General features: G+C 67.8%; 18 protein-coding genes. 5 read left to right on the top strand and 13 right to left on the bottom strand.

All coding sequences use genetic code 11. From position 1 onward, the window contains the following. Positions 1 to 43: 43 nt before the first annotated feature. The 6 genes from O5M90_RS11750 to O5M90_RS11725 all read right to left on the bottom strand — a co-directional run bounded on the left by O5M90_RS11750 (position 44) and on the right by O5M90_RS11725 (position 6,697). Entirely contained in the window at positions 44 to 646 is a 603-nt protein-coding gene (locus O5M90_RS11750) for a sulfite oxidase heme-binding subunit YedZ (protein ID WP_269841191.1), read from the bottom strand. Between the two features lies 1 nt (position 647). Further along, complete coding sequence (msrP, locus tag O5M90_RS11745; protein ID WP_269841190.1) at positions 648 to 1,625, bottom strand: protein-methionine-sulfoxide reductase catalytic subunit MsrP; 978 nt, start codon at positions 1,623 to 1,625, stop codon at positions 648 to 650. A gap of 67 nt (positions 1,626 to 1,692) precedes the next feature. Then, positions 1,693 to 2,493, bottom strand: coding sequence for a substrate-binding periplasmic protein (locus O5M90_RS11740; RefSeq protein ID WP_137943672.1), 801 nt, complete (start codon positions 2,491 to 2,493; stop codon positions 1,693 to 1,695). 9 nt (positions 2,494 to 2,502) lie between these two features. Beyond that, on the bottom strand, positions 2,503 to 3,858 hold the full coding sequence (ccsB, locus tag O5M90_RS11735; protein ID WP_269841189.1) for a c-type cytochrome biogenesis protein CcsB: 1,356 nt from the start codon (positions 3,856 to 3,858) through the stop codon (positions 2,503 to 2,505). Further along, positions 3,855 to 5,966 carry a cytochrome c biogenesis protein ResB gene (locus O5M90_RS11730; protein ID WP_269841188.1) on the bottom strand — a complete coding sequence of 704 codons (2,112 nt, stop codon included), beginning with the start codon at positions 5,964 to 5,966 and terminating at the stop codon, positions 3,855 to 3,857. The genes ccsB and O5M90_RS11730 overlap by 4 nt, the downstream gene beginning before the upstream one ends. A gap of 113 nt (positions 5,967 to 6,079) precedes the next feature. Continuing rightward, positions 6,080 to 6,697, bottom strand: a complete 618-nt coding sequence (locus O5M90_RS11725) for a c-type cytochrome (RefSeq protein WP_137943675.1) — start codon at positions 6,695 to 6,697, stop codon at positions 6,080 to 6,082. A 71-nt stretch (positions 6,698 to 6,768) separates the two neighbouring features. On the opposite strand from O5M90_RS11725, the gene yihA reads away from it, so the two are divergent. Together yihA and O5M90_RS11715 are read left to right on the top strand one after the other, a co-directional pair. Continuing rightward, the gene (gene yihA / locus O5M90_RS11720; protein ID WP_440402034.1) at positions 6,769 to 7,512 is read left to right on the top strand and encodes a ribosome biogenesis GTP-binding protein YihA/YsxC; all 744 of its coding nucleotides are present in this window, start codon (positions 6,769 to 6,771) and stop codon (positions 7,510 to 7,512) included. A 51-nt stretch (positions 7,513 to 7,563) separates the two neighbouring features. After that, positions 7,564 to 8,442, top strand: coding sequence for an alpha/beta fold hydrolase (locus O5M90_RS11715; protein ID WP_269841187.1), 879 nt, complete (start codon positions 7,564 to 7,566; stop codon positions 8,440 to 8,442). Here O5M90_RS11715 and O5M90_RS11710 read toward each other — a convergent pair. The 4 genes from O5M90_RS11710 to groES all read right to left on the bottom strand — a co-directional run bounded on the left by O5M90_RS11710 (position 8,426) and on the right by groES (position 14,765). Then, entirely contained in the window at positions 8,426 to 10,675 is a 2,250-nt protein-coding gene (locus O5M90_RS11710; protein WP_269841186.1) for a patatin-like phospholipase family protein, read from the bottom strand. The genes O5M90_RS11715 and O5M90_RS11710 overlap by 17 nt on opposite strands. Next, the gene (locus tag O5M90_RS11705; protein WP_269841185.1) at positions 10,675 to 12,651 is read right to left on the bottom strand and encodes a DUF1631 family protein; all 1,977 of its coding nucleotides are present in this window, start codon (positions 12,649 to 12,651) and stop codon (positions 10,675 to 10,677) included. Before O5M90_RS11705 ends, O5M90_RS11710 begins: the two co-directional genes overlap by 1 nt. A 127-nt stretch (positions 12,652 to 12,778) precedes the next feature. Continuing rightward, positions 12,779 to 14,425 (bottom strand): chaperonin GroEL, encoded by a 1,647-nt coding sequence (gene groL / locus O5M90_RS11700; protein WP_262970176.1) that lies wholly within the window; start codon positions 14,423 to 14,425, stop codon positions 12,779 to 12,781. A 49-nt stretch (positions 14,426 to 14,474) separates the two neighbouring features. After that, the gene (groES, locus tag O5M90_RS11695) at positions 14,475 to 14,765 is read right to left on the bottom strand and encodes a co-chaperone GroES (protein WP_137943681.1); all 291 of its coding nucleotides are present in this window, start codon (positions 14,763 to 14,765) and stop codon (positions 14,475 to 14,477) included. Positions 14,766 to 15,035: 270 nt separating this feature from the next. Between groES and O5M90_RS11690 the strand changes: the two genes are divergently transcribed. After that, the gene (locus O5M90_RS11690) at positions 15,036 to 15,281 is read left to right on the top strand and encodes a hypothetical protein (RefSeq protein ID WP_269841184.1); all 246 of its coding nucleotides are present in this window, start codon (positions 15,036 to 15,038) and stop codon (positions 15,279 to 15,281) included. A gap of 41 nt (positions 15,282 to 15,322) precedes the next feature. Here the strand turns inward: O5M90_RS11690 and O5M90_RS11685 are convergent, their stop codons facing one another. After that, a complete protein-coding gene (locus O5M90_RS11685; RefSeq protein ID WP_269841183.1) occupies positions 15,323 to 15,517 on the bottom strand; it encodes a hypothetical protein in 195 nt (64 codons plus the stop codon). An 86-nt stretch (positions 15,518 to 15,603) separates the two neighbouring features. Here O5M90_RS11685 and O5M90_RS11680 point away from each other — a divergent pair, with 86 nt between their 5' ends. After that, positions 15,604 to 16,011 carry a hypothetical protein gene (locus O5M90_RS11680; RefSeq protein WP_269841182.1) on the top strand — a complete coding sequence of 136 codons (408 nt, stop codon included), beginning with the start codon at positions 15,604 to 15,606 and terminating at the stop codon, positions 16,009 to 16,011. 31 nt (positions 16,012 to 16,042) lie between these two features. On the opposite strand, the gene O5M90_RS11675 is transcribed toward O5M90_RS11680, so the two are convergent. After that, positions 16,043 to 16,552: a hypothetical protein gene (locus O5M90_RS11675; RefSeq protein WP_269841181.1), complete on the bottom strand. Its 510-nt coding sequence runs from the start codon at positions 16,550 to 16,552 to the stop codon at positions 16,043 to 16,045. Positions 16,553 to 16,811: 259 nt separating this feature from the next. Between O5M90_RS11675 and O5M90_RS11670 the strand changes: the two genes are divergently transcribed. Further along, positions 16,812 to 16,970, top strand: a complete 159-nt coding sequence (locus tag O5M90_RS11670) for a DUF3309 family protein (protein WP_269841180.1) — start codon at positions 16,812 to 16,814, stop codon at positions 16,968 to 16,970. Positions 16,971 to 16,977: 7 nt separating this feature from the next. Here the strand turns inward: O5M90_RS11670 and O5M90_RS11665 are convergent, their stop codons facing one another. Continuing rightward, positions 16,978 to 18,387 carry a DHA2 family efflux MFS transporter permease subunit gene (locus tag O5M90_RS11665; RefSeq protein ID WP_269841179.1) on the bottom strand — a complete coding sequence of 470 codons (1,410 nt, stop codon included), beginning with the start codon at positions 18,385 to 18,387 and terminating at the stop codon, positions 16,978 to 16,980. Positions 18,388 to 18,391 lie beyond the last annotated feature (4 nt).

The following is an 18,391-nucleotide window of genomic DNA, read 5'->3' as shown; positions in this document are numbered from 1 at the left end:
ATGCAGGCGGATTTGTGGCCAGGGCGGCCAGCCCGCGATTATCTCAGCTGCGCCAACGCCGCCAGGCCCGCCAGCCCAGCAGCAGGGCCAGCACGGCCAGATAGATCAGCGGTTCGGTGAAATTGTTCTTGCCGGCGCGCAGCCACAGAAAGTGCGCGACCGCCACCAGGCTCAGCAAATAGATGGCCTTGTGCAGCAGCTGCCAGCGCTTGGCGCCCAGCGCCTTGATCGCGCGGTTGAACGAGGTCAACGCCAGCGGCAGCATCAGCAGCCAGGTCGTGAAACCCAGCAGTATGAAGGGCCTCTTGGCGATGTCGCGGGCGATCTCGCCCAGATCCAGGCCCTGGTCCAGCCAGCCGTAGGCCAGCAGATGCAGGCTGGCATAGAAGAAGGCGAACAGGCCCAGCATGCGCCGAAAGCGCGCCAGCGCCGGCTGGCCGCTGATTACCCGCAGCGGCGTGATCGCCAGTGTGATGCAGATGAAGCGCAGCGCCCAGTCGCCCAGGCCGCGTATCAGCGCCTCGGCTGGGTTCGCGCCCAGGGTGTTGGCGATGGCGCCCCACAGCAGGTCGGCGAAGGGCAGCAGGCACAGCAGGAACAGCAGGGGCTTGGCTGCAGGGTGCAGCCACCGGGAACGTCGCGCCACGTCAGTAGAACTTCTTCAGATCCATGCCCGCATAGAGTTGGCCGACCTGGGCCTCGTAGCCGTTGAACATCAGCGTCGGGCGCTTCTTCGCGAACAGGCCGTCCTCGCCGATGCGGCGTTCGGTGGCCTGGCTCCAGCGCGGGTGGTCGACCTTGGGGTTCACATTCGAGAAGAAGCCGTACTCCTGGGCTGCCGCGCGGGTCCAGCTGGACACCGGCTGCTTCTCGACGAAGCGGATCTTGACGATGGACTTGGCGGACTTGAAGCCGTATTTCCAGGGCACGACCAGGCGCACCGGCGCGCCGTTCTGGTTCGGCAAGACCTCGCCATACATGCCGAAGGCCAGCATCGCCAGCGGATGCATGGCCTCGTCGATGCGCAGGCCCTCGGTATAGGGCCAGTCCAGCACGCCCGAGCGCAGGCCCGGCATCTGGGCCTTGTCGGCCAGGGTGATGAACTCGAGGTACTTGGCCTTGGAGGTGGGCTCCACTTTCTTGATCAGCTCGGCCAGCGAATAGCCGACCCAGGGGATCACCATGGACCAGCCCTCGACGCAGCGCAGCCGGTAGATGCGCTCCTCCATGGCGCTGAGCTTGAGCAGCGCGTCGAGATCAAACAGGCCGGGCTTGCCGACCTCGCCCTCGACTGCCACGGTCCAGGGCCGGGTCTTCAGCGTGCCGGCACTGCGCGCCGGATCTGCCTTGTCGGTGCCGAACTCGTAGAAGTTGTTATACGTGCTGGCGTCCTTGAAGCTGGTCGGCTTCTCCATCGTCAGCGCGCCGGGGAGGGCGCTCTTGGCGCCGGGCAGCTTGGCGGCGCTCTGTGCCAATGCCTCACGCCCGGCCCAGCCGGCCAGCGCAGCGCCGGCCGCGCCGCCTGCCATCAGGCGCAGCCAGTCGCGCCGCGCCTCGTAAATATGCTGGGGCGTGATCTCGGACGCGATCGGCTGATCGAACGGAATGGGGCGGACTCGGGGCATGCATCTCTCCTGGGGCTGTGGCTCACTGTCGGGCGAGCGCTGGCGAACCTTACGCGATAACGCTAAATCAGGGGCGCGACTCGGGTATCTGAGCAGCGCTGCGAGGCGCCTGTATCCAGTTGCGCGGGCATTGGACGCTGGCCAGGATGCGGGCGTATTCGCCGGAGCTGCGCAGCAGGGCCAGGCCGCGGTTGAAGTCGCTCAGCAGGGCGGGGCTGCGCGCCGCCTGAGGGGGCAGCAGCAAATGGGTGGTGAAGCTGTCGGTCAGGCGTCGCGGATGGGCGGCCAGCTGGGCGGCCTGGGCGGGGCTGAAGTGCTTGGACAGCAGGTCGCAGGCCACATTGAGCTCGATGGGCAGCACATCGATGCGGTCCAGCAGCAGCTTGCGCAGGCCGGTCAGGTCGTCCGGCGTGGCATCGGCCCGCAGCTCGCCCTGGTTCACCAGCTTCCAGAAGGCGGGCGTGTAGGTGTAGTCGCGGATCACGCCGATGCGCCAGGGCTTCAGGTCCTCAAGCTGCTGCCAGTCGAAGTCGAGCTCGCGGCGATGCACCATCACCCATTGCTCCACCAGCACCGTGTCGCTGAGCAGAAAGTCGCGCCGGCGTTGATCCGAAGCGCCCCAGTAAGCCGAGGCGTCCCACAGGCCGGCCTTGGTCTCCTGTTGCGCACGCGACCAGGGCAGGAAGTGATAGCTGACCCGATGCCCCCCCAGCTCGAAAGCGCGCCGGACGATCTGCAGCGCCACGCCCTGATCGGGCCGGCCGGTGGTGGCGTAGGGCGGCAGCTCGCCGGTGGCGATGCGCAGCGCCGCAGGCTGGGCTGCAGCCGCCCCGCTGATCCACAGCGCCGACAGCAGCCAGGACTTCATGACCCTGGCTCAGAGCTCGCCGTAGGAGTGCAGGCCCGACAGGAACATATTGACGCCCAGGAAGGCGAAGGTCGTGACCACCAGGCCGACCAGGGCCCACCAGGAGGCGACCACGCCGCGCAGGCCTTTCATCAGCCGCATATGCAGCCAGGCCGCGTAATTGAGCCAGACGATCAGGGCCCAGGTTTCCTTGGGGTCCCAGCTCCAGTAGCCGCCCCAGGCCTCGGCGGCCCAGAAGGCGCCCAGGATGGTGGCGATCGTGAAGAAGGCAAAGCCCAGCGCGATGGCCTTGTACATCAGGTCGTCGAGCAGGGTCAGCGAGGGCAGGCGGGCGGTCAGCTTGTCGCGCAGCAGCACGCAGACCACGAAGAAGCCCAGCACGCCGCCCATCTTGCGGGCCCAGCCGTCCAGGCCGCTGATGGTCTCGGCCGGCAGCGCGGCGCCGAAGCGCACCGCCAGTATCAGCGCGATCAGCGCGGCCGGCACGCCGATCAGGCCGATGATCAGCGCGCGCTGGGTCGCGGTCTTCAGCAGATAGGCCAGGGCCACCATCGCGGCCAGCGCGAAGGTGCCGTAGCCGACGAAATTGGCCGGCACATGGATCTTCATCCACCAGCTCTGCAGCGCCGGCACCAGCGGCTGGATCTCGTGCGCCTCGCGGCTGACCGTGTACCAGAGCAGGAAGCTGACCGCCGCGCTGATCACCAGCAGCACATAGGCGCCCAGCGCGCGGGTCTTGAAGCGGGCCTCGTAGTAGAGATAGAACAGCGCCGTCATCCAGCAGAACAGCACGAAGACTTCGTAGAGATTGCTGACCGGAATGTGGCCGATGTCCGGGGCGATCTGGTGGCTCTCGAACCAGCGCACCATGGTGCCGACCAGGGCCATGAAGACGGCGCCCCAGGTCAGCCGGGTGCCTATGGCCTCGGCGGCGCTGGTCTGGCCGCTCTTCGTGAAGAAACCGCCCCAGTAGAACAGGGTGGCCATGAAGAACAGCAGGCTCATCCACAGGATCGCGCTCTGGCTGGACAGCATGTACTTCAGCAGGAAGACCTGCTCGGCGGCGGCCAGGTCGGCGCCGAAGCTGTCGGGCGTGCGGTTGTAGAGGCTGATCGCCAGCAGGGCGGCCGTGCCGACCAGCACACACAGCAGGCGCAAAGGCTTCCAGAACCAACCCAGCGCGATCAGCGAGGGGATCGCGAAGGCCAGGATGCCTTTCTCGTAGCCATCCATCGAGGCGCCGTAGCGCAGGAAGGCGAAGGCCCCGCCGGCCAGTACCAGCAGGGCGAAGACCCAGTCCTGCCAGTCGCGCCTGGCGATCAGGCCGCGTCGTCCCAGGGGCAGTGATGCGCTGGCAGTATTCATGCTTGCTCCTTCAACAAGGCCTGTCTCAGGGCCTCAAATTCGCTATCGGTATCGGGCGAGTTGCGCGTGCAGGACAGCGCCATGCGCACCCGTGTCGTGCCATTCTGAACCGGCTCCAGCCAGATCCAAAGCCGGCGTTCCTTGATGTAGAGCATCGCAAACACACCGATGATCAGCAGGATAGCGCCGAGATAGACCAGCTTCTGGCCCGGCGCGCGCGCCACCTGGAACACGCTGGCCTGCACCTGCTTGAAGTCGGCCAGCTGCAGCAGCACCGGGGCCGGGTAGAACATGCTGTCGGACAGCGCCAGCACCGCCTGCGTCATGAAGGCCTGGGTGTTGTCGCCGGCCTCGGGCGTGGGCTGGCCGGCCTGGCTGCGGACGATCTTGTAGAGCTCGAACAGGCTGCCGTTGAGGATGCGCAGCAGCACCTCGGAGACGCGGCCGCGCTCGGCCTCGGGCACCTCGCTGTCGATGAAGGCCGACAGCGCCGGCAGGCCGCCGACCGCCGGGCCGGCTGCGGCGCCCGGCTTGATGCCCTCGGCGCCGGCAAACAGCGCCAGCGCGCGCCGCGCGGTGGCCTCCAGCTGCGGGGTCATCTGCGGTTTGTCATTGGGCGTAGCGCCCTCGGCATAGCGGCGGGCGGCGCGCTCGCGCAGGCCCGCATCGGCCAGGCCGCGGCGCAGCGCCAGCCAGCCGGCCATCTCGCCCTGCTCGTCGACCGGGATGCGCAGATAGCGGAAGGCCTCGGCCGGCGTGTCGCGCACGCCCGCCAGGTAGACCTTGTGGCCGTCCAGATCGACCGGCAGCATGTAGTTGTTGTACTCGCGGGCCTGGCCGGCGGCATCGCGCAGCTTGTAGCTGAACGAGGGGCCGACGTTCTGCAAGGCCTTCTCGGTCTTGACCTTGGCGCCGCTGCCCAGATGGGCCTGGACCGAGCTGACCAGATCGACCTTGCGCACATCGGTGCTGCCCTGGCTGGGCGCGCTCATGTTCTCGACATTGATGACGCGCAGGCCGCTGAACTCCAGCCCCAGCTTGTCGTCGCCATTGCTCAGCGAGGTGCTGCTGCCCACCGTGCCTTCGATCTCGAAGGGGGCGGCCGCGCCGCTCAGCGGCTGGGCGCGCAGGGTCAGGTGCGAGCCCCCGTCGTCGAAGCTGCTCTGGTAGATGGCCACGCCGCGGTGGTAGGCCGGCTCGTTGACCTTGACCAGGGCCTCATGGGTGGCGCCGGTCTCATGGTCGCGTATCGTGATCTCGCTGGCGAACAGCTTGGGCATGCCGGTGGCGTAGTACTCGACGATGAACTTCTTCAGCTCCACGTCGAAGGGCAGGTCCTGCAGCACCACGCCATTGGGCATGGACAGGATGGCCGTGGTGGCGCGGCCGCCCTCGGGCACCATCAGATTGCCGCGAAAGCTCGGGTTGCTGCTGGCCAGGCGGTGCTGCGGCTCGACATTCATGATCAGGCCGCCGCCCTGGTAGATGGTCTTGCCCTGGGCCCACATCATGGCCCGCACGATCAGGTCGCCGTCGAACAAGCCGCCCAGGCAGATCAGCACGATGGCGCTGTGCGCGGCCAGATAGCCGATCTTGTTGGCCGCGCCCTTGCGCGCCGCCACCATCGTGCCCTTGTCGCGGATCTGGGCGCGGGCCTTCCAGCCCTCGGCGTCCAGCAGGGCCGAGACCTGGGCATAGGCCTGCTCGGCCGGCACCGGCAGGCTGCCGATGGCCTTGTGCGGGAAGGCCTGCAGCGACTGCTCGCGGATGTGCTCCTTGTAGCTGCGCAGGTCGGCAATGATCTTGGGCGTGTTGCGGGCGATGCACAGGCTGGTCGACAGCACCAGAAAGGCCAGGATCAGCAGAAACCACCAGGCGCTGTAGACCGTGTAGATGTCCAGCTTGGCAAACACCTCGGACCAGAAGGGCCCGAACTGGTTGACATAGTTGGTCAGCGGCTCGCGCTGCTTGACCACCGTGCCTATCACCGAGGCGATGCAGATCACCGTCAGCAGCGCGATCGCGAAACGCATCGAGGACAGCAGATCGAAGAGATCGCGACCCAGGCGGGAACTCGGCGTGGGGGCGGTGGGCGTGGACTCGGACATGGCTGGCATTGTGGCGGCTGACCCCGGCTACGGGACTCGCCATGAAAAAAGGCCGGAGCTGGGCGCCGGCCTTTGCTTTCGGGAAGCGGGGTAACTGATGCGGCGCCGGGCGTTCAGCGCAGGCCGGCGATGTAGTCGGAGACGGCCTTGATCTCGCGGTCGTTCATCTTGGCCGCGATGGCCGTCATCTGGGCGCTGTTGGCGCGGGTGTTGACGCGGAAGTTGGTCAGCTGCAGCTCGGTGTAGTCGCTGTGCTGGCCCGAGAGGCGTGGGTACTGGGCCGGGATGCCGGCGCCGTTGGGGCTGTGACAGCCGGCGCAGGCGGGGATCTGGCGGTCGGCGATGCCGCCGCGATAGATCTTCTCGCCCAGGCTCACCAGTTCCTTGTTCTTCGCGAAGCCGGGCTTGGCCTGCTTGCTGGCGTAGAAGGCGGCGACATTCTTCATGTCTGCGTCGCTCAGGGTGGCGGCGAAGCCCTTCATGATGGCGTTATTGCGCTTGCCTTCCTTGAACTCCAGCAGCTGCTTGGACAGGTAGTCCGGGTGCTGGCCCTGCAGGATGGGGTTGGCGGGGCTGCCGCGCGAACCGTCGGCCGTGTGGCAGGCGGCACAGACCTGGGTGGCGATGGCCTGACCCTTGGCCAGATCAGGCTTGGCTTGCACCGGGGCACCGCTCGCAAAGGCTGCGGCAGCAAACGTCAAACCAGACAACAGGATAGCGGCAGTCTTCATGAGTTTTATCGAGGTTCGGTAAGCGCAACTGCGGGATTTTACAATGGCAATCCAACAAGCCCGGTATCTTCATGACCAACACCACCCCGAACCCACCGCAAACCAACGCCGCCGAGGCGGGTTTGCTCACTGACAAGATGGTGTTGGGCTGGACCCACACCGCCCGTTTTCTGACCACCGCCAGCGAGCTGGTGCACCTGCCGCCCAATGAGCTGCCGGAGATCGCCTTCGTCGGCCGCTCCAATGCCGGCAAGTCGACCGCGATCAATACGCTGGCCCAGCAGAAACGGCTGGCTTTCGCGTCCAAGACGCCTGGGCGCACACAGCACATCAATCTGTTCGAGCTCGGTCCCAAGGATGCGGCCAATGCCTGGTTCGCCGATCTGCCCGGCTATGGCTATGCGGCGGTGGCCCGCTCGGCCAAGCTGCGCTGGCAGAAGGTGATGGCCGACTATCTGGAGGTGCGGCGCAGTCTGTCGGGCGTCGTGCTGATGGTGGATTCGCGCCTGGGCCTGACCGACCTGGACAAGCAGTTGCTGGAGTTTGTTGCGCCGCGCGTCGGCAACGGCGAGGTCAAGCTGCTGGTGCTCCTGACCAAGTCCGACAAGCTCAATCGCAAGGAGGCCAACGCCGCGCTGGCCGCCTGCCAGGCCTTTCTGGGCGAGCTGGCGACCGAGGAGTCGGATGTGGCGGTGACGCTGTTCTCGGCGCTGAAGAAGCAGGGCGTGGCCGATGTCGCCCGCATCCTCTACGAATGGGTGCAGGCCGCACCCAAGATCAGCGAAAACCCCGAAGCGGCGCTGTCGCCCGATTGACAGGGCGTTCCGGCCGGCCCGGCCGATACTGGCCGGCTTCGGGAGATGCCCATGATCGAGACCTTCGAGCTGCCGCTGCCGCACGGCATCACCTTGTCGTGCCGGGCCTGCGGTCCCACCGATGCACCGCGGCTGGTGTTCCTGCATGGCTTTCCCGAGGCGGCCTTTGTCTGGGACGAGCTGATGCAGATGCTCGCGCCGCGCTTTCGCTGCGTCGCGCCGAATCTGCGCGGCTACGAGCGCTCCAGCAGCCCGGCCGAGGTCGAGGCCTACCGGGCCAAGCACCTGATGGCCGATATCAAGGCCTTGATCGCGGCCACCGGCGACGGCCCGCTGGCGGCCCTGGTCGCGCATGACTGGGGCGGGGCGGTGGCCTGGAATCTGGCGGTGCAGGCGCCGGCGCTGATGCGCCAGCTGGTCATCATCAACTCGCCGCATCCGGGCACCTTTCTGCGCGAGCTGCAGCTCAATCCGGCACAGCGCGAGGCCAGCGCCTATATGAACTGGCTGTGCCGGCCCGATGCCGAGGCGCTGCTGGCCGCGGACGACTACGCGCGGATGTGGCCCTTCTTCACCGAGATGGGCGGCGCGGCCTGGCTCAGCGATGCGCTGCGCCAGCGCTACCGCGAGGTCTGGGATCAGGGCCTGAGCGGGCCGCTGAACTACTACCGCGCCTCGCCGATGCGCCCGCCGACGCCCGAGGACCCCGGCGCGATGGCGCTGAGCTTTGCGCCCGAGTTCGTCACCGTCAGGCTGCCGACCCTGGTGATCTGGGGCGAGGAGGACCGCGCGCTGCCGCCCGGCATGCTGGACGGGCTGGCGCAGTTCGTGCCGCAGCTGGACTTGCAGCGGGTGGCCGGGGCCGGCCACTGGATCGTCCACGAGCGGCCGGCGCTGCTGGCCGAGGCCATCCTCAGGGTCTGCCGATGAAGAGGTAGACGGCCGTGCTGCCGCGCGGCGCATGGCCCAGGGCCAGGTAGAGCGGGCCCAGGCCGGTGTCGGCGCCGACGAAGACGCTCATGGCCTTGCGCAGATCTCGCAGCGAGGCTTCGTGGCGGCTGCCCCAGGCATTGCCGAGCTCCAGCGAACCGCCGACGAAGAAGCCCCGGGTCAGCAGCGGGGTCTCGCGCAAACGCATGTAGTAGCTAGCGCGGCCGAACACCAGACTTTGGCCTACCAACTGATCGGGCTGATAGCCGGAGAGCTGCTGGAAACCGCCCAGCGCATAAGGCCCCTGGGTCGAGTCCTCGCGCTGCTTGGCGTCGAAGAGGCGGGTGTGCAGGTTCAGCGTGTGGGCGCCCCAGCTCTTGACGCCGGTGGCCTGCAGCTCCAGGCGCTGGAAATGGGCGCGCCTGACATCCGGCCCCGACTGGCGGCCACCGGCCAGCTCGGCCAGCAGGCGGTAGCCGTTCTGCGGAAAGTTGGCGAAGTCCAGCTGGTCGACCACCGCCTTCACACGCAGGCCGCGTTCGCGCCAGGTCTGGTTCAGGATGCCGTCGGGCACATCGATCGTCAACAGGTCGGGGCTGATGCGCCAGTTCTGCTGCATCAGCCCCAGGCGCAGCTCGCCGAGCCGGCCCCAGGGCTGGCCGATGTCCAGTCCCAAGGTGGCGCTGCGCCTGCCCAGGCGGGCGCGGCCCTGGCCGCTGTCCGCGTCGTAGAGCGTGATCGAGCGCCGCTCCAGCTCACCCCAGCCGGAGACGAACCAGTCGTTCGAGGTGCCCAGCTTGGCGATCAACGGGTGGTAGAGCTCGCTGTAGAGGCGCGGCGTCTGGCCCAGGGTCAGCTGGTTGCGCCACTCGGTGCCCTGGGGCGTCAGCCAGTGGCGGTTGTGGCTGATGCGGATATTGAAGGCGCTCTCGCCGGAGAAGTCGGTGCTGAGGTCCAGGCCGATGCGGAAGTAGTTGGGGCCCCAGGATTTGTCCTCCATCGCGAACACCAGTGCATCGCCCTCGGAGCGGGCCGCGATATGGAAATCGACCCGCTCGTAGTCGCCCGAGGAGGCGAGCAGCTGCGCATCGCGCTCGGCCCGCGCGGCGTCGAAGGCCTGGCCGGGCTGGCTGGCCAGCTGGGCGGCAAAGCGCTCGGGATGGCTGCGCTCGCTGCCCTCGAACTCGATGGCAGCGAGCCGCGCATGGGGTGTGCTCGCGGGCGTGCGGGCCAGCCGCCATTGCGCATAGGTCTCGGGGCTGACCGCCAGCGGCCGCAGCTGGGCCAGCATCGCTTCGGCGGCGCGTTCGCCCTGCTGTATCAGGTCGCGGGCGCGGTCGAAGTCGCCCGAACCCAGCTTGCCCAGCTCGGGCGTGATCAGCACATCCTCGGCCCACAGGCTGGCGATGCTGCGCTGCACGTTCTGCTCGGTCAGGATATTGATCATTTGCGCGGTCACGCCGACCAGCGAGGACAGGGCCTCGCGCGCGGCCAGCGGCGTGCCGACATTGACCGCGATCAGGCGCTCGGCGCCCTGGCGGCGCGCCACATCGACCGGCAGGTTGTTGACCAGACCGCCATCGCCGAGGATGCGGCCCTTGCTCTCGACCGGCGCGAACACGCCCGGCACGCTCATGCTGGAGCGCATCGCCAGGGCCAGATCGCCCTGGTCCGACACCACCTGGCTGCCGCTTTCCATATCGGTGGAGATGGCGCGAAACGGGGTCGGCAGCGCGTCGAACTGCTCGATATTGCGCACCGGCTGGGTGTAGCGGCGCAGCAGGATCTCCAGGCCGCGGCTGGACAGCGTGCCCTGCGGCGCGCGGAACTCGCCGTCGCGCATGCCCAGCTCCAGCACGGCGGAGAACTCGAAGTCCTCTTCCTTGCGGCGCTGCGACAGGTTCTGGCGCTCGACCCGGCTGGCGAACACCCGGTCCCAGGCCAGCGGCAGCAGTTCGCGCTCCAGGTCGGCGGCGCTCATGCCGCTGGCATAGAGCCCGCCGATGATGGCGCCCATCGAGGTGCCGGTGATCAGATCGACCGGGATGCGCTCGCGCTCCAGCACCTTGAGCACGCCCACATGGGCCAGGCCGCGGGCGCCGCCGCCCGACAGCACCAGGCCCAGCTTGGGGCGGACGGCCGTGGTCGAGGGGCTTGCCGGGGTCGGGTCTTGCGCCCAGCTGCTGCCGCCGCAGATTAGCAGCAGGGCCAGGGTCAGGGCGGGTCTTCTCATCAGGCCTCGTCGCTCAGATCTTGCATCAGCGTGGCGACGGCGCGCTGCACCAGATCGTCCTCTTCGAGTACCGCGATCAGGCCATGGGCCAGCAGCTGCTCCAGCGCGCCGCGGGTCAGCGAGTGGCGGTCCTCGGCGTCCTGCCCGACGAAGAGGAAGAACTGCCGGCTTTCGCTGACCCAGGCGAGCTGGGCGGTCAGCCACTGGCTCTGCACAAACATGTGGTACCAGGCGCCGATGCGCAGGGCCTCGATCCAGGTCTGCAAGGCCAGCTTGGGATCGGCGCCCAGCTGCTGGTCGTACAAGGTCACCGGCACGGTGGGCAGGCGGCCGCGGTCGACCGCCTCATGGGCCCAGCGCGAGGGCATCTGCGATTCGCGCTCGCTGAGCAGCTGGCGCAGCCGCGCCTCGGGATCGGCGTCGGGCTTGGGGCCTTGGTCGGGCTGCGGCGCGGCCACCTGCTGGCCCAGCAACAGCCGGCCATGCAGGCGCATCAGCTCGTCGAACAGGCTCTGGCGCTGCGGGGCCGGCAGGGCCACGCTGTCGCAGCCGGCCTGCAGCTTCTGGATCAGCGCCGGCAGCTCGGCGCGGCGACGCAGGCGCTGGGCCTCGTCGACCGGCAGGCGCAGGCTGTCCAGCAACTGATCGACCAGCGCGATCTGGGCATGGGCCTGCGGGGCGTCCTGCCCATGCTCGACCATGGCCTGGACGATGACGCGGGCCCAGACCTTGTGCAGGAACTGGCGCAGCAGCGGAGTGGTCTGGGCGTCCGGTGCATCGTCGAGCTGGGCCTGGACCTGCTCGCGCAGCAGGGCCAGCCAGGGCTGGCGCTGCTGCTCGCGCTCCAGCAGGGCCAGCGCGCTGGCGCTGCTTTCGCTGCGCCGACGGGCCTGGGCACCGATATGCGCGTCGACCTCGCCGAGCAGCTGCAGGAATTGCGCGGCGCTGGGCTGGGGCTGGCTCAGCAGCGAGCCGATGTGCTGATCCATGAACTGCAGGAAGTGCTGCAGCCCGGCATCGTCGGCGCGCTCGAAGGCCGCGCCATGGGCGGCGACCCGGTTCAGCAGCTGCCAGGTCGGATGGTCCTGGCGGCGCAGGAGGCTGATGTCGCTCATCGCCAGGCGGGCCACCGCGACCTGCAGGCGCGCCAGCAAGGCCTTGACCGGCGGCAGCAGCTCCGGGTCGGCCAGGATCTGGTCGTACAGGCGCGACAGCATGTCCTTGCCGCCTGCGCCGCTGGCCACTGCGGGTCCGAGGCGCTGCGGCCGCGAGTTGTAGGCGTCGACACGGCGCGCCAGGCTGTCCAGCGTGGCGGGCTCGACGGTCTCCTGAAAAATGCTGCCGGCGTGGCGCAGGCGCTGCTGGTCGCTTTGCTGCATCGCCGTGCTGCCGGCGATCAAGGGGGTCAGCTCGGCCGCTCGCAGCTCGGCGCACAACTGGCCGTACAGCCGGCTCAGGCCCTGGGCCAGCGGCTGGGCGGCCGCGCGCATCAGCGCGTACTGTCCCTCGGGGTCAAGCTGCACGGGCTGCAAGGCCTGCAGCAGGCCCTGGGCAAACAGCGCGGGCCGGAGGGGGTTGTCGTTCTTGCGCGGGCGGGCCGTGCCGCGCAGCGCGGCAAAGAAATTGCCGAGCTGGTGCAGCTCGGCGCGGCAGTGGTCTTCGACCGCCTGGATCACATGGGCGACGGCCACGTCCTGCAGCGCCTGCTGCTCGTCCACCAGGCTCAGCGTGTCGAGGCTGACCGCCTTGCGGTGCAGCGGGTCTTCACCCCGGGCGGCGGCCTCCAGCAAGGGGGTCAGGGCTTGCTCGAAACGCTCGGCGAAGCGCAGACGCTGGCGCTGCCAGGCGTCCAGCAGCAGATGCTGTTGCGGGCGGCCGCCGAGCTCGTCCGGTATCCGGTCCAGCAGATGGCGGCTGAGCAGGCCCAGCTGGGCTTGGGCGTCTTGGACGAGGGCGGCAAGGGTGGGTGCGGGCATGGAGAGGGCGGACCGATTCTTGCCCGGATTATGCGGCTGGGCCCGGACGAAAAAAGGGGCCGCATTCGCGGCCCCTTTCGAGACGGTCAGACTTGTTGCACGGGTGCCGCAGGCACCCGGCGTGGTCTTACATGTCCATGCCCATGCCGCCCATGCCGCCCATGCCGCCAGGCATGCCGCCGGCCGGAGCCTCGTCCTTCGGGGACTCGGCCACCATGGCTTCGGTGGTCAGCATCAGCGAAGCGACCGATGCGGCGTTCTGCAGGGCAGTGCGCGTCACCTTGGTCGGGTCCAGGATGCCCATTTCGATCATGTCGCCATAGGTGTCGTTGGCGGCGTTGAAGCCGTAGTTGCCCTTGCCGGCCAGCACGGCGTTCACGACGACGGAGGCTTCGCCACCGGCGTTGTAGACGATCTCGCGCAGCGGGGCTTCGATGGCCTTCAGCACCAGCTTGATGCCGGCGTCTTGATCGGCGTTGTCGCCCTTGATCTCGCCAGCGGCTTGCTTGGCGCGCAGCAGGGCCACGCCACCACCGGCCACGATGCCTTCTTCAACGGCGGCACGGGTTGCGTGCAGCGCGTCTTCGACACGGGCCTTCTTTTCCTTCATTTCGACTTCGGTGGCGGCGCCAACCTTGATCACGGCAACACCGCCGGCCAGCTTGGCCACGCGCTCTTGCAGCTTCTCACGGTCGTAGTCGCTGGTGGCTTCCTCGATCTGGATGCGCACTTGCTTCACACGAGCCTCGATGTCGGCAGCGGCGCCAGCACCGTCGATGATGGTGGTGTTTTCCTTGCCCACTTCGACGCGCTTGGCCTGGCCCAGATCGGCCAGCGTGACCTTCTCCAGCGTCAGGCCGACTTCTTCGGCGATGACCTTGCCGCCGGTCAGGATGGCGATGTCTTCCAGCATGGCCTTGCGACGGTCGCCGAAGCCCGGAGCCTTGACGGCCACGACCTTCAGGATGCCGCGGATGGTGTTGACCACCAGGGTCGCCAGCGCTTCGCCTTCGACTTCTTCAGCGATGATCAGCAGCGGACGGCCGGCCTTGGCCACTTGCTCCAGCGTGGGCAGCAGGTCGCGGATGTTCGAGATCTTCTTGTCGAACAGCAGGACGAAGGGGTTGTCCAGCAGCGCGGCTTGCTTCTCGGGGTTGTTGATGAAGTAGGGCGACAGGTAGCCGCGGTCGAACTGCATGCCTTCGACGACGTCCAGCTCGCTGTCCAGGCTCTTGCCGTCTTCGACGGTGATGACGCCTTCCTTGCCGACCTTGTCCATCGCCTCGGCGATGATGCGGCCCACTTCCACATCGCTATTGGCCGAGATCGTGCCAACCTGAGCGATTTCCTTGGAGGTGGTGGTGGCCTTCGAGGCGGCCTTCAGCTGGGCGACCAGGGCCGTGACGGCCTTGTCGATACCGCGCTTCAGGTCCATCGGGTTCATGCCGGCGGCCACGTACTTCATGCCTTCGCGCACGATGGCCTGGGCCAGCACGGTGGCGGTGGTGGTGCCGTCACCGGCGTTGTCAGAAGTCTTGGAAGCGACTTCCTTGACCATCTGGGCGCCCATGTTCTGCAGCTTGTCCTTCAGCTCGATTTCCTTGGCCACGGACACACCGTCCTTGGTCACGGTGGGGGCGCCGAAGGAGCGCTCGAGCACCACGTTGCGGCCCTTGGGGCCCAGGGTCACCTTGACCGCGTTGGCCAGGATGTTCACGCCTTCAACCATGCGAGCACGAGCTTCGCCGCCAAAGATTACGTCTTTTGCTGCCATGTGTATTTCTCCGAATTCTTTAAGGTGTCAGATCTTGGGGTGCGCCGACTTACTTGGCGACAACAGCAAACAGATCTTCTTCGCGCATCACCAGCAGTTCGTCGCCGTCGACCTTGACGGTCTGGCCGCTGTACTTGCCGAACAGCACGCGGTCGCCGACGGCCACGTTCAGGGCGATGAAGTCGCCCTTCTCATTGCGCTTGCCCGGGCCCACGGCCAGGACTTCGCCCTGATCGGGCTTCTCTGCGGCGTTGTCGGGGATGACGATGCCAGAGGCGGTCTTGGTTTCTTGTTCCAGACGCTTGACGATCACACGATCGTGCAGAGGACGCAGTTTCATTTCATCTCCTTGAGAGTGGTGCTAGATCAATGGGTGCACTGTGAATCGAGCACCCATTCACATGCGAAGACCCGTCATGGCGAAGCCGTTTCGGATCGTTAGCACTCTATCTTGGTGAGTGCTAGCAGACGGATTATAGGGTTGTGCCGAGGGCTTTCAAGAGGGGCGGGCAGGAATCTGCCGAAACAGTGGCCGCGGCCGGGGCTAGACTCGGTCGTGGGATGTAGGCCCGCTGCCTCATCCACTCCCTGCAACCGACTGGAGATCAGCATGACGCTACGTTCCTACCTTGCTGCGGCCGCCTTGATGGCCTCCAGCGCGACGTTCGCCTTCCACTGCCCCGCCGACATGAAAAAGATCGACGAGGCGCTGGCCAAGAGCCCCAAGCTCACGGCCGAGCAGATCGGTGATGTGAAGAAGCTGCGCGCCGACGGCGAAGCCTTGCACAAGGCCGGCAAGCACCAGGAGTCGGTCGACACGCTGGCCAAGGCGATGAAGATCCTCGACATCAAATAGCGCCCCTCCCGGCCGTCGCAACAGGGGCCGGGGCCCTGCCGCTAGCTCTTCGGCGTGGCGGGCTTGTCGACCGGCCCATCCGCCCCGGTATTGCCCAGCTCCGGATGGCTGCGATTGAGGTCGCCCGGCGCCTCCGGGCCGGTCTGCCCCGTCTCGCCGAGACGATGGTCTTCGTTGTCGTGTTCGAGCCCGCCCTGCAGGCCGGGCGGAAAGTCCTGCTGTCTGCGTCCACTCATGATGCAAGCTCCTCGGAAATCCATGCTTCGCGACAGGCCCAGTATGGATGGATATGAAAATGGAGCAAACCCTCCCGACACCAGCCATGCAAAAAGATCCCTGCCAAGCCCTGCGCATCGCGCTCCTCGACCTGCATCGCGTGCTGGTCGAGTTGGAGCGGCGCCAGTACGAGAAACAGCACGGCCGGCAATCGTCCGGCGACTTCCTGCAGGTGATGGCCTATGCCGATGAGATGCGTTGGCTCGAACCGCTGAGCCGTCTGATCGTGATGCTGGACGAAGCGCTGGACGGTGACGGCGACGCCCTCTCGGCCCCGGCGGCCGTGGCCCAGCGCGCCCGCGAGCTGTTGAGCCTGGACCGGCACAGCAGCGAGCTCTTCACGACGCGCTATCTCTGGCATTTCGATGCGGCACCGGAATTGGTGCAAGCGCATGCGTTGGCGCTGGCGGCGCTCAAGCGTGCCGGGTCGTCGGTCCCCCAAGCTGGGACCTGAGCGCTCGCGCCCGGCGGCCGGCTTCGATCGTTCAGGCGCTGATCGGCCGGCTGGCCGAGCGGCGCGCCGCTCGCAGCCGACGCACCTGCAGCGTGGCGCCGATCAGAAACAGCAGGAAGATCACGCCGACCACCTTCTCGAGTTTCGGGTCCTCCGGGCTGCTGAACAGCGGTGCGCCGCTGGGCAGGCGGGTGAAGGTCTCGGTGACGCCGGGGATCATGTGGAAGAACACCGTCAGCGAGTAGCTGACCGTCTCGACATAGGGCGCGGCGTGGCCCAGCAGCCGGCTGTGGCCGGCCACGGTGGCCAGGCCCAGCACCAGCAGGGTCACGATGCCCAGCACATGGGGCTTGCCGAAGCCGCCGTGCTCGAAGATGCCGAAGCCGGTCAGGCAGGTCAGCACCGTAGCCCAGATATAGAGCTTGCCGACCGGCCGGTCCGGCAGGATGGCCCCGTCGCGCAGCAGGGCGACCAGGGCGGCGGCCAGCGCCACCAGGCTGATCAGGGTGTGGATGAAGCCGAGCGTCGTCAATCCGAACATGGGGTTCTCCTCGAGGCGATGAGGTTCAGCGCCGAGCTTGGGTTGCCGTGGGCTGACCATGCCCCAGTTTCGCCTTCTTTGGATCCGTCGTGTGGCCTGCCACCGGCTCGGCCGTAAGAGGCAGACAAGGGTATTTCCAGCCTGTGTAGGACGCCAACCCGGCCGCGACCCGCTACCCGACTACGCCCGATGGCGTATCCGGACTACCGTCGGTCGGCCGGGGCGGCCCTACTGTCGAGGTCTTCATAAGGAGACCTTCATGGCACTCAGCACCATCCTGCTCATCGTCCTCGTCCTGTTCCTGATCGGCGCGCTGCCCTCCTGGCCGCACAGCCGCAACTGGGGCTATGGCCCCAGCGGCGGCCTGGGACTGATCGTCGTGATCCTGATCGTCCTGCTGCTGCTGGGACGGATCTAGGCCCTGCTCAGGCCTTCGCCGCCGGCTTGGTATTGACCGCCAGGCACAGCAGGCCGGTCAGCAGGGCCAGGCCCACATGCAGGGCGTAGACCGCGTCGAAGTCGGCGCGCTGCAGCTGCGCATGGCCGAGCAGCAGCACGGTCAGCGCCACGCCCAGCACCGCGCCGATCTGGCGGGTGGCCTGGTTGACGGCGCTGCCGACCGCGTAGTGCTGGGCCGGCAGCCCCATCACCGCCGCACCCGACAGCGAGGGCAGCACCATGCCGACACCGATGCCGCTGAGCAGCAGGCCCGGCAGCCATTGCGTCAGATAGGCCGGCTCGACGCCCGGCACCAGCAAGAACCACAGGCCGCTGCAGGCATAGACCAGCGCACCGCCGACCAGAAAGGGCCGGTGGCCATGCCGGGCCGCGAGCCGGCCGGTCAGGATGGCCGAGGGCATCACCAGCAGCGGGCCCGGGGTCACGGCTAGGCCGGCCTGCGGCAGGCTGTAATGCCAGATCTGCGCCATGTAGAAGAAGAAGGTGAAGAACATCATCGCGAACGCGGTGCCAAAGGCCAGCGTCGCCAGGTTCACATAGCGGTAGGTCCGGCTGCGGAACAGTGCCAGGTCCAGCAGCGGCGCCGGCGCATGGCGGGCCCACAGCACGAAGCCGATCAGCGCGACCAGGCCCAGCGCGCCGGCCATCAGCAGCTCGTCGCGCCGCCAGCTCGGCGACTCCGACTGCACGATGGCCAAGGTGATCGCGCCGACGCCGACGATCAGCAGGCTCATGCCCACCAGATCCAGCGGTCGCCGCACCTCGGGCCGGCGCACCTCGCCCAGCAGCCGCGCGCCGAACCACAGCGACAGCGCGCCCAGCGGCAGGTTCAGGTAGAAGGCCCAGGGCCAGCCGATGCTGTCGACCACCAGCGAACCGAGGCTGGGCCCGACCGCCGCCGCCAGGGCGCCGACCGCCCCCCACAAGCTCACCGCCACCGCGCGCCGCGAGGCCGGAAACGCCGCCAGCACCAGCGACAGCGAGGCGGGCGTCAGCAGCGCCGCGCCGATGGCCTGCAGCACCCGCGCCGCGATCAGCCAGCCGACGCTGCCGGCCAGACCGCAGGCCGCCGAGGCCGCCAGGAACAGCACGACACCGATCATGAAGACGCGCTTGCGGCCGTGCGCATCGGCCAGGCCGCCGGACGGGATCAGCATCGCCGCATAGACCACCGTGTAGGCATTCAGCACCCAGGACATATCGGCCGCCGTCGCCGCCGGAAAGGCGGCTCGCAAGCTGCCGAAAGCGGCGAACAGCAGGGTGCTGTCCAGCGAGACCAGGAAGACGGCGACGCTGGCAATCCAGAACACCGGCCAGGGTGAGCGGGTGCCGCCGGCGTCAGCGGGCGGGGTGGCGGTGGCGGCGAGGCTGCTCATGGCT

This window comes from Paucibacter sp. M5-1, assembly GCF_027498415.2.
Lineage (GTDB): Bacteria > Pseudomonadota > Gammaproteobacteria > Burkholderiales > Burkholderiaceae_C > Roseateles_E.
This window is presented reverse-complemented; position numbering and strand designations above follow the sequence as displayed.

Bases quoted from the DNA above. Each gene is read 5' to 3' on its own strand.
- msrP (WP_269841190.1), bottom strand. From the start codon at position 1,625: ATGCCCCGAGTCCGCCCCATTCCGTTCGATCAGCCGATCGCGTCCGAG.
- O5M90_RS11740 (WP_137943672.1), bottom strand. From the start codon at position 2,493: ATGAAGTCCTGGCTGCTGTCGGCGCTGTGGATCAGCGGGGCGGCTGCA.
- ccsB (WP_269841189.1), bottom strand. From the start codon at position 3,858: ATGAATACTGCCAGCGCATCACTGCCCCTGGGACGACGCGGCCTGATC.
- O5M90_RS11730 (WP_269841188.1), bottom strand. From the start codon at position 5,966: ATGTCCGAGTCCACGCCCACCGCCCCCACGCCGAGTTCCCGCCTGGGT.
- O5M90_RS11725 (WP_137943675.1), bottom strand. From the start codon at position 6,697: ATGAAGACTGCCGCTATCCTGTTGTCTGGTTTGACGTTTGCTGCCGCA.
- yihA (WP_440402034.1), top strand. From the start codon at position 6,769: ATGACCAACACCACCCCGAACCCACCGCAAACCAACGCCGCCGAGGCG.
- O5M90_RS11715 (WP_269841187.1), top strand. From the start codon at position 7,564: ATGATCGAGACCTTCGAGCTGCCGCTGCCGCACGGCATCACCTTGTCG.
- O5M90_RS11710 (WP_269841186.1), bottom strand. From the start codon at position 10,675: ATGAGAAGACCCGCCCTGACCCTGGCCCTGCTGCTAATCTGCGGCGGC.
- O5M90_RS11705 (WP_269841185.1), bottom strand. From the start codon at position 12,651: ATGCCCGCACCCACCCTTGCCGCCCTCGTCCAAGACGCCCAAGCCCAG.
- groL (WP_262970176.1), bottom strand. From the start codon at position 14,425: ATGGCAGCAAAAGACGTAATCTTTGGCGGCGAAGCTCGTGCTCGCATG.
- groES (WP_137943681.1), bottom strand. From the start codon at position 14,765: ATGAAACTGCGTCCTCTGCACGATCGTGTGATCGTCAAGCGTCTGGAA.
- O5M90_RS11690 (WP_269841184.1), top strand. From the start codon at position 15,036: ATGACGCTACGTTCCTACCTTGCTGCGGCCGCCTTGATGGCCTCCAGC.
- O5M90_RS11685 (WP_269841183.1), bottom strand. From the start codon at position 15,517: ATGAGTGGACGCAGACAGCAGGACTTTCCGCCCGGCCTGCAGGGCGGG.
- O5M90_RS11680 (WP_269841182.1), top strand. From the start codon at position 15,604: ATGCAAAAAGATCCCTGCCAAGCCCTGCGCATCGCGCTCCTCGACCTG.
- O5M90_RS11675 (WP_269841181.1), bottom strand. From the start codon at position 16,552: ATGTTCGGATTGACGACGCTCGGCTTCATCCACACCCTGATCAGCCTG.
- O5M90_RS11670 (WP_269841180.1), top strand. From the start codon at position 16,812: ATGGCACTCAGCACCATCCTGCTCATCGTCCTCGTCCTGTTCCTGATC.
- O5M90_RS11665 (WP_269841179.1), bottom strand. From the start codon at position 18,387: ATGAGCAGCCTCGCCGCCACCGCCACCCCGCCCGCTGACGCCGGCGGC.